Source organism: Stenotrophomonas sp. P5_B8 (assembly GCF_054049855.1).
Genome location: NZ_JBFULO010000175.1, coordinates 1 through 7,718, shown reverse-complemented (window position 1 = coordinate 7,718; position 7,718 = coordinate 1). Strand labels below are relative to the sequence as shown.

The 7,718-nt window shown below is 67.2% G+C and carries 6 protein-coding genes; 3 read left to right on the top strand and 3 right to left on the bottom strand.

The window, feature by feature from the left end:
* Positions 1 to 42 precede the first annotated feature (42 nt).
* Together ACXJKH_RS11190 and ACXJKH_RS11185 are read right to left on the bottom strand one after the other, a co-directional pair.
* Complete coding sequence (locus ACXJKH_RS11190) at positions 43 to 339, bottom strand: DUF2388 domain-containing protein (protein ID WP_256777200.1); 297 nt, start codon at positions 337 to 339, stop codon at positions 43 to 45.
* A 61-nt stretch (positions 340 to 400) separates the two neighbouring features.
* Positions 401 to 1,789: an FAD-binding oxidoreductase gene (locus ACXJKH_RS11185; RefSeq protein WP_457319480.1), complete on the bottom strand. Its 1,389-nt coding sequence runs from the start codon at positions 1,787 to 1,789 to the stop codon at positions 401 to 403.
* 190 nt (positions 1,790 to 1,979) lie between these two features.
* Between ACXJKH_RS11185 and serA the strand changes: the two genes are divergently transcribed.
* Positions 1,980 to 3,221, top strand: a complete 1,242-nt coding sequence (gene serA, locus ACXJKH_RS11180; RefSeq protein WP_256777202.1) for a phosphoglycerate dehydrogenase — start codon at positions 1,980 to 1,982, stop codon at positions 3,219 to 3,221.
* Between the two features lie 491 nt (positions 3,222 to 3,712).
* Here the strand turns inward: serA and ACXJKH_RS11175 are convergent, their stop codons facing one another.
* Positions 3,713 to 4,294: an NUDIX hydrolase gene (locus ACXJKH_RS11175; protein WP_457319479.1), complete on the bottom strand. Its 582-nt coding sequence runs from the start codon at positions 4,292 to 4,294 to the stop codon at positions 3,713 to 3,715.
* A 184-nt stretch (positions 4,295 to 4,478) separates the two neighbouring features.
* On the opposite strand from ACXJKH_RS11175, the gene ACXJKH_RS11170 reads away from it, so the two are divergent.
* Together ACXJKH_RS11170 and ACXJKH_RS11165 are read left to right on the top strand one after the other, a co-directional pair.
* Positions 4,479 to 5,957 carry an amino acid permease gene (locus ACXJKH_RS11170; protein ID WP_256773875.1) on the top strand — a complete coding sequence of 493 codons (1,479 nt, stop codon included), beginning with the start codon at positions 4,479 to 4,481 and terminating at the stop codon, positions 5,955 to 5,957.
* Positions 5,958 to 6,025: 68 nt separating this feature from the next.
* A complete protein-coding gene (locus tag ACXJKH_RS11165; protein ID WP_457319478.1) occupies positions 6,026 to 7,450 on the top strand; it encodes an amino acid permease in 1,425 nt (474 codons plus the stop codon).
* The last annotated feature ends 268 nt before the right edge of the window (positions 7,451 to 7,718 follow it).

Here is a 7,718-nt window from a genome sequence, read left to right as displayed (position 1 = left end):
GGGCCGCCCAGCGCCAGCGGCGGGCCCGGCGGCGCGGTTGCATCACCGCGCCAGCAGACGCTTCGCCAACGCCAGGTCGCTGGCATCGCGCTGGGCGACGTCGCGCTCACGCAGGTGCAGCAGCGCCGCTTCCAGTCGCGCGCCACGGATCGCGCCGTCGCTGGCGACGAACGCGGCGGCATCTTCGCGTGCGTCGAGCACGATCTTGTCATCGCCCGAGCTGGACGAGCCGGCCGAGGAGGCGCCGGAGGCGGAACCGGCCGAAGAACCGGCGAAACTGGAGGCCAGCGCCGACAACGGCAGAGCAAGCACGGCAACAAGCAGGATCGGACGCATCATCAGGGTGTCGTTCGCGGTGGAAAGCACAGAGCGTATAGGTTGCGTGAAATCCTGTCGCGGCCTACAGGTCGAACAGCTTGCCCGGATTCAGCAGCCCTTGTGGATCAAACGCACGTTTGACCGCCTTCATCAGCGCGATTTCCGGCAGGCTGCGGGTGCTGTCCAGATAGCCTTTCTTGACCAGGCCGATCCCGTGCTCGGCCGAGATGCTGCCATCGAAACGCGCCAGTACCTGCGCCAGCAGCTTGGTGACGTGCTCGCACTGGGTCAGGAACTCGGCGTCGGGGGTGGCATCGGGCTTGAGCACGTTGATGTGCAGGTTGCCGTCACCGATATGCCCGAACCAGACCACGTCGAACTGCGGGTAAGCCTGGCCGATCAGGGCCTGGGTTTCGGCCATGAACGCGGGCATCGCCGAGATCCGCACCGAGACATCGTTTTTGTACGGCTTGTAGCGTGCGACCGCCTCGGTGATGCCTTCGCGCAGTCGCCACAGCTGTGCGGCCTGCGCATCGCTCGCACTGACCACGCCATCGCTGACCCAGCCCTGCTCCATGCAGGCCTCGAAGGCCGCCATCGCCGCGGCTTCCTGCGCCGCGTCGCCGGCCGCGAATTCGGTGACTACGTAAAACGGATGCACCTGGTCAAAGGGTGCCTGCGCGCCATGTGCCAGTACGTGTTCCAGCGCGCGGTCGGTGAAGAATTCGAAGGCCTGCAGTTGCAGCCGCTCGCGGAACGCGGCGAACACCTGCATCAGCACCTCGAAGCTGGGCAGCGCCAGCAGCATCACGTTGCTGGCCGGCGGCGGATCGGTCAGCCGCAGCGTGGCCTCCACGATCACCCCGAGGGTGCCTTCGGAAGCAATCAGGAGCTGGCGGAAGTCATAGCCGCTGGAGTTCTTGATCAGGCCCTTGTTGAGCTCAAGCAGCTCGCCGCTGGCGGTAACCACCTTGAGCCCGGCGATCCACTCGCGGGTGTTGCCATAGCGGATCACGCGGATGCCGCCGGCGTTGGTGGCGATGTTGCCGCCGATCGAGCACGAGCCGCGCGCAGCGAAATCCACCGGATAGATCAGACCGTGTTCCAGCGMGGCGTTGTGCACCGCTTCCAGCGCCATGCCGGCCTGCACGGTCAGGGTGCGGTCCACCGCATCGAAGGCCAGCGGCTTGTTCATCCGTTCCAGGCTGAGCACCAGCTCGCCATGGGCGGCCACCGCGCCACCGGACAGGCCCGTGCGGCCGCCCGACGGCACCACGGCCACGCGCTGCGCGGTCGCCCAGCGCAGGATCGCCTGCACGTCCTCGACGCTGCCCGGCAGTGCGATCGCCAGCGGCGCCGGGGTCCAGCGCCGGGTCCAGTCGCGGCCGTAGTGCTCCAGGTCGGCCGGGTCGGTCTTGAGCCGCAGCCCAGGGCAGTCCTGCAACAGCGAAGAAAGGCGCGGATCGGTCATGGCATCGGGACGGGGCAATGGAGTTCCCAAGCGTAGCAGACCCCCGTGGGTGTCCTGGCCGTCGGCATGCCCGCAGGCGGTGGCAACGGATGCATCTGAAACCATCGCCGCGTCCATTGGCGCACTGCACAATCGCCTGCCCGTTCTGGCATAGTTGGGCGCTCCCGCCCTACACGCTGCGCCCTTGCCCATGTCGCCGAAGAAGACCTCGTTCCCGAAGCAGGATATCCGCGTGCTGTTGCTGGAGGGGGTGAGCCAGACCGCGATCGACGTGTTCACCGCCGCCGGCTATTCGCAGATCGAACTGCACAGCAAGGCGCTGCCCGAAGACGAGTTGAAAGCGCGCATCGCCGAGGCGCACATCGTCGGCATCCGTTCGCGCACGCAACTGAGCGCCGAGGTACTGGCCCATGCCAAGCGCCTGATGGCGGTGGGCTGTTTCTGCATCGGCACCAACCAGGTGGACCTGGACGCAGCCGAGCTGGCCGGCATCCCGGTGTTCAACGCGCCTTACTCCAACACCCGCAGCGTGGCCGAGCTGGTCATCGCCGAAGCGATCATGCTCACCCGTGGCATTCCGCAGAAGAACGCCGAATGCCATCGCGGCGGCTGGTCCAAGTCGGCCGCCGGCAGCCATGAAGTGCGCGGCAAGACGCTGGGCATCATCGGCTATGGCCACATCGGCACCCAGGTCGGGGTGATGGCCGAGGCGATGGGCATGCAGGTGATCTTCCACGACGTGGAAACCAAACTGTCGCTGGGCAACGCGCGCGCGGCGATCAGCCTGGACGACCTGCTCTCGCGCGCCGATATCGTCACCGTGCACGTGCCCGAAACCCCGGCCACGCAGTGGATGATCGGTGCCGCCGAACTGGCGCGGATGCGCCCCGGCGCCCACCTGATCAACGCCGCACGCGGCACCGTGGTGGACATCGAGGCGCTGGACGCGGCGCTGCACAGCGGCCATATCGGCGGTGCGGCGCTGGATGTGTTCCCGATCGAGCCCAAGGGCAACGGCGATGCCTTCGTGTCGCCATTGACCGCGCACGACAACGTGATCCTCACCCCGCACGTGGGCGGCAGCACGCTGGAGGCGCAGGACAACATCGGCATCGAAGTGGCGGCCAAGCTGGTCCGCTACAGCGACAACGGCAGCACCCTGTCGGCGGTCAACTTCCCCGAAGTCACCCTGCCCGAGCACGAAGACAGCCTGCGCCTGCTGCACATCCACCAGAACGTGCCCGGCGTGTTGTCCCGGGTCAACGAGATCTTCTCGCGCCACAACGTCAACATCGACGGCCAGTTCCTGCGCACCGACCCCAAGGTCGGCTACGTGGTCATCGACATCACCGCCAGCGAGGCCCAGGCCACCGCCGTGCGCGAAGAACTGGCCGCGATCCCGGGCACCCTGCGGACCCGCGTGCTGTATTGATCGACGGCTGGGCTGCCCGGCGGCGGGATGTCGTGCCGCGCTGGCGCGCGGTTGCCGAGCATGGCTCGGCACTACCSGTGCGCGCGAGGTCCCGGTAGAGCCGAGCCATGCTCGGCTGCCTTTCGTTCCGGSATCGCGACGGCCTGAYCCAGGCGTCGSACCGAGGTCAACCGCGACCGACGCGCCAGCCGGCGTTGGGCATCCGGCTGCGGACGGTAGAGCCGAGCCATGCTCGGCTGCCTTCCGTTCCGGCATCGCGACGGCCTGACCCAGGCGTCGGACCGAGGTCAACCGCGTCCGACGCGCCAGCCGACGTTGGGCTTCCGGTTGCGGACGGTGGTGGCGCGGTGGCGCGGTGGCGTGGTGCCGCGCGGTTGCCGAGCATGGCTCGGCACTACCCGTGCGCGCGAGGTCCCGGTAGAGCCGAGCCATGCTCGGCTGCCTTTCGTTGCGGACCGAGCGCGTCGCAAAGGGACGATGCGCTTCGGTCGTTACCGCGCCAGCCAGCGCTTCGCCATCCGCGGCAACGAATCATCACCGTCCGGGGTTTCTATCGCCGCATTGGCCACGTCACGGATATCCCGCCAGGCCAACGCCAGCGATTCCTCGCTGATCGCGAACTGCTCGCTGCCCAGTGCACGCACCACGTAACGGGCATCGTAGTGCCAGTGGCCGGGTACGTCCTTGCGCTCGGGGATCCAGTGCTTGTCGATGTCGAACAGCTCGCCATCCTCCAGCACCAGCCCGCTCAGTCCGGACTCCTCCTCGGCCTCCTTCAGCGCCACCCGGGCCAGGTTGCGGTCGCCATCGGCGTGGCCGCCCAGCTGCAGCCAGCGGTCCAGCTTGCGGTGGTGGGTGAGCAGGACGCGCGCGCCGTCGGTGCTGACCAGCCATGCGCTGCCGGTGAAGTGGCCGGCCAGGCGCTCGCGCTGGAACGGGTTTTCCGCATCGTCCAACAATGTGCTGAATTCGTCAGCCAAGGCGGCGTGTTCAGGCTGGCGCCGCGCATATGCGGCCAGTTGGGCGCGCAGGTGGGCATCAGCAACGGCAATGGATTCAGGGTCGATCGACATGGGGGCGGGGGCGCGGGGCGGAATTTGTCGATTATCGCCGGCCCATGCTGCATTTGTGCTTGTGCGTGGGCTTCAGCTTTGGCTAAGGTACAGCGGGCCCCGCACCGTTGGGGCGCCCAGTTGCCATCAGGGTGTGCGGCAAAGTACCGCGCACCTCACCTTTGTCCATTTAGGGAAGCACTGCATGCTGAAGTCTCTGTTGAGGGTAAAACCGGTTGAACCGGCCGGGCACGTCGATGCCGGTGAGCCCATCGAAGGCAGCCTGGACGGCGAAGTCACGTTGAAACGGACCCTCACGGCGAAACACCTCATCATGCTCGGCATCGGTGCGGTGATCGGCGCAGGTATTTTCGTGTTGACCGGCCAGGCCGCGGCCAACCATGCCGGCCCGGCGGTGATGCTGTCCTTCGTGTTCGCCGGCTTCGCCTGCGCGCTGGCCGGCCTGTGCTACGCCGAGTTCGCGGCGATGATGCCGGTCTCCGGCAGCGCCTATTCCTACTCCTACGCCACGCTGGGCGAAGGCATGGCCTGGTTCATCGGCTGGTGCCTGGTGCTGGAGTACCTGTTCGCCTCGGCCTCGGTCGCCGTGGGCTGGTCGGCCTACCTGATCAGCTTTATCACCACCACGCTGCACATGCCCTTCCCCGACGCGCTCAGTGCCGCGCCGATCGCCTGGACCGGGCAGGAGTTCATTTCCTCCGGCAAGCTGTTCAACATGCCCGCGGTGCTGATCGTGGCGGCGGTGACCGGCCTGCTGTACGTGGGCGTGACCCAGTCCGCCTTCGTCAACGCCATCATCGTGGCCATCAAGGTGTTTGTGATCTGCCTGTTCATCGGCATCGGCGCGGCGCATGTGGACCCGGCCAACTGGCATCCCTTCATCCCCGAAAACACCGGCGTATCCGGCGAATTCGGCTGGAGCGGGGTGTTCCGCGCGGCGACCATCGTGTTCTTCGCCTACATCGGCTTCGATGCGGTCTCCACCGCCGCYGGTGAAACCAAGGATCCGCAGCGCAACATGCCGATCGGCCTGCTCGGCTCGCTGGCGGTGTGCACCATCGTCTACATCATCGTCTGCGCGGTACTGACCGGCATGCTGCCGTACCACCTGCTGGGCACCGACAAGCCGGTGGCCACCGCGCTGGAAGCCTACCCGAGCCTGTCCTGGCTGAAGACCGCAGTGGAAATCGGCGCGATCGCCGGCCTGTCCTCAGTGGTGCTGGTGATGATGATGGGCCAGACCCGCATCGCCTACACGATCTCGCGCGACGGCCTGCTGCCGAAGATCTTCGGCAAGGTCCACAAGCGCTTCCGCACCCCGTACTGGGCCACGATTGTCGTGGGCGTGCTGGCTGCGACGCTGGCCGGCCTGGTGCCGCTGAACGTGCTGGGCGAACTGGTTTCAATGGGTACCCTGTTGGCCTTCGCCACGGTCTGCATCGGCGTGCTGATCCTGCGCTACACGCGCCCGGAACTGCCGCGTCCGTTCCGCGTGCCAGTGGTGTGGATCATCTGCCCGCTGGGCGCGCTGTCGTGCCTGTTCCTGTTCTGGCAGGCCTTCGCGGTGCATTGGCACCTGTTCCTCGGCTGGACGCTGCTGGGGCTGTGCATCTACTTCGGCTATGGCATCCGCCACAGCAAGCTCAACAAGACCTCCGCCTGAGTGCTGCCGGGCCGGCCTTGCGCCGGCCCGGTGTTTTGACACGTCGTACCTGAGAAGACACCCAAACCATGTTCAAGCAACTGTGGGCCACCAAGCACCCCCACGCCGCCCATGAAGACGCCAACGGCCTGAGCCTGGTCCGCACCCTCGGCCCGTGGGGGCTGACCGCGCTTGGCATCGGCGCGGTCATCGGCGGCGGCATCTTCGTGATCACCGGTCAGGCGGCGGCCAACCACGCCGGCCCGGCGATCATGCTGTCCTTCGTGCTGGCTGCGATCTGCTGCGCGTTCTGCGCGATGGCCTACGCCGAGTTCGCGGCGATGGTGCCAGTGTCGGGCAGTGCCTACACCTATACCTATGCCACGTTCGGCGAGCTCTCGGCCTGGTTCATCGGGTGGATGCTGGTGCTGGAATATGGCGTCTCCGCATCGGCGGTGGCGGTCAGCTGGACCGGGTACTTCCTGAGCCTGCTGAGTCATTTCGACATCCACCTGCCGGCGGCGCTGGTCAGTGCCCCGCTGGATGCGCAGCTGCGCCCGACCGGTGCGATCGCCAATATTCCGGCCGCCATCCTGGTGCTGCTGCTGACCTGGCTGTGCTACGTGGGCATCAGCAAGTCCTCGGCGATGAACATGGCCATGGTCGTGCTGAAGACCGGGCTGATCGTGCTGGTGATCATCGCCGGCTGGAAGTACGTCGACCCGGCCAACTGGACCCCGTTCATCCCCGCCAACGAGGGACCGGGCRAGTRCGGCTTTGAAGGCGTACTGCGCGGCGCGGCGATGGTGTTCTTCGCCTACATCGGCTTCGAGGCCGTCTCGGTGGCCGCGCAGGAATCGCACCGGCCGCAGCGCGACATGCCGATCGGCATGCTGCTCTCGCTGGTGATCTGCACGGTGCTGTACATCGCCATGGCTGCGGTCATGACCGGGCTGGTGCCCTACGCCCTGCTGGGCACCGATGAGCCGGTGGTCACCGCCGTGGCCGCGCACCCGCAGCTGGGCTGGCTGCGCATCGTGGTCGAGATCGGCGCATTGATCGGCCTGTCTTCGGTGGTGCTGGTGATGATCATCGGGCAGCCGCGCATCTTCATGATCATGGGACGCGACGGGCTGCTGCCGCCGGTGTTCACCAAGATCCATCCCAAGTACCGCACCCCGCACATCAACACGGTGATCACCGGTATCGGCATCGCCCTGCTGGCAGCGCTGTTCCCGCTGGACATCCTCGGCGAGCTGACCTCGATGGGCACCCTGATCGCCTTCGCGGCGGTGTGCGCCGGCGTGCTGATCCTGCGCCGCACCCAGCCGGACCTGCCGCGTCCGTTCCGGATGCCGATGGCGTGGCTGATCTGCAGCCTGGGCGTACTGAGCTGCGTGGCGCTGCTGACCGCGATGACAGCGCACAACTGGATGCTGATGGGCGTCTGGACCGCAGTGGGCTTTGCAATCTATTTCGGCTACGGCTACCGCCACAGCCGCCTGCGCGGGTAATACCGGCCGCTGGCGGCCCTGGCCGATCCCGAACGAGCCCCGGTAGTGCCGGCCGCTGGCCGGCTCCAGGCAATCCCGAACGCGCCCCGGTAACGCCGACCGCTGGCCGGCTCCAGGCAATCCCGAACGCGCCCCGGTAACGCCGGCCGCTGGCCGGCTCCAGGCAATCCCGAACGCAGCCCGGGTAGTGCCGGCCGCTGGCCGGCTCCAGGCAATCCCGAACGCGCCCCGGTAGCGCCGGCCGCTGGCCGGCTCCTCACGAACATCC

Bases quoted from the DNA above. Each gene is read 5' to 3' on its own strand.
- serA (WP_256777202.1), top strand. From the start codon at position 1,980: ATGTCGCCGAAGAAGACCTCGTTCCCGAAGCAGGATATCCGCGTGCTG.
- ACXJKH_RS11190 (WP_256777200.1), bottom strand. From the start codon at position 339: ATGATGCGTCCGATCCTGCTTGTTGCCGTGCTTGCTCTGCCGTTGTCG.
- ACXJKH_RS11175 (WP_457319479.1), bottom strand. From the start codon at position 4,294: ATGTCGATCGACCCTGAATCCATTGCCGTTGCTGATGCCCACCTGCGC.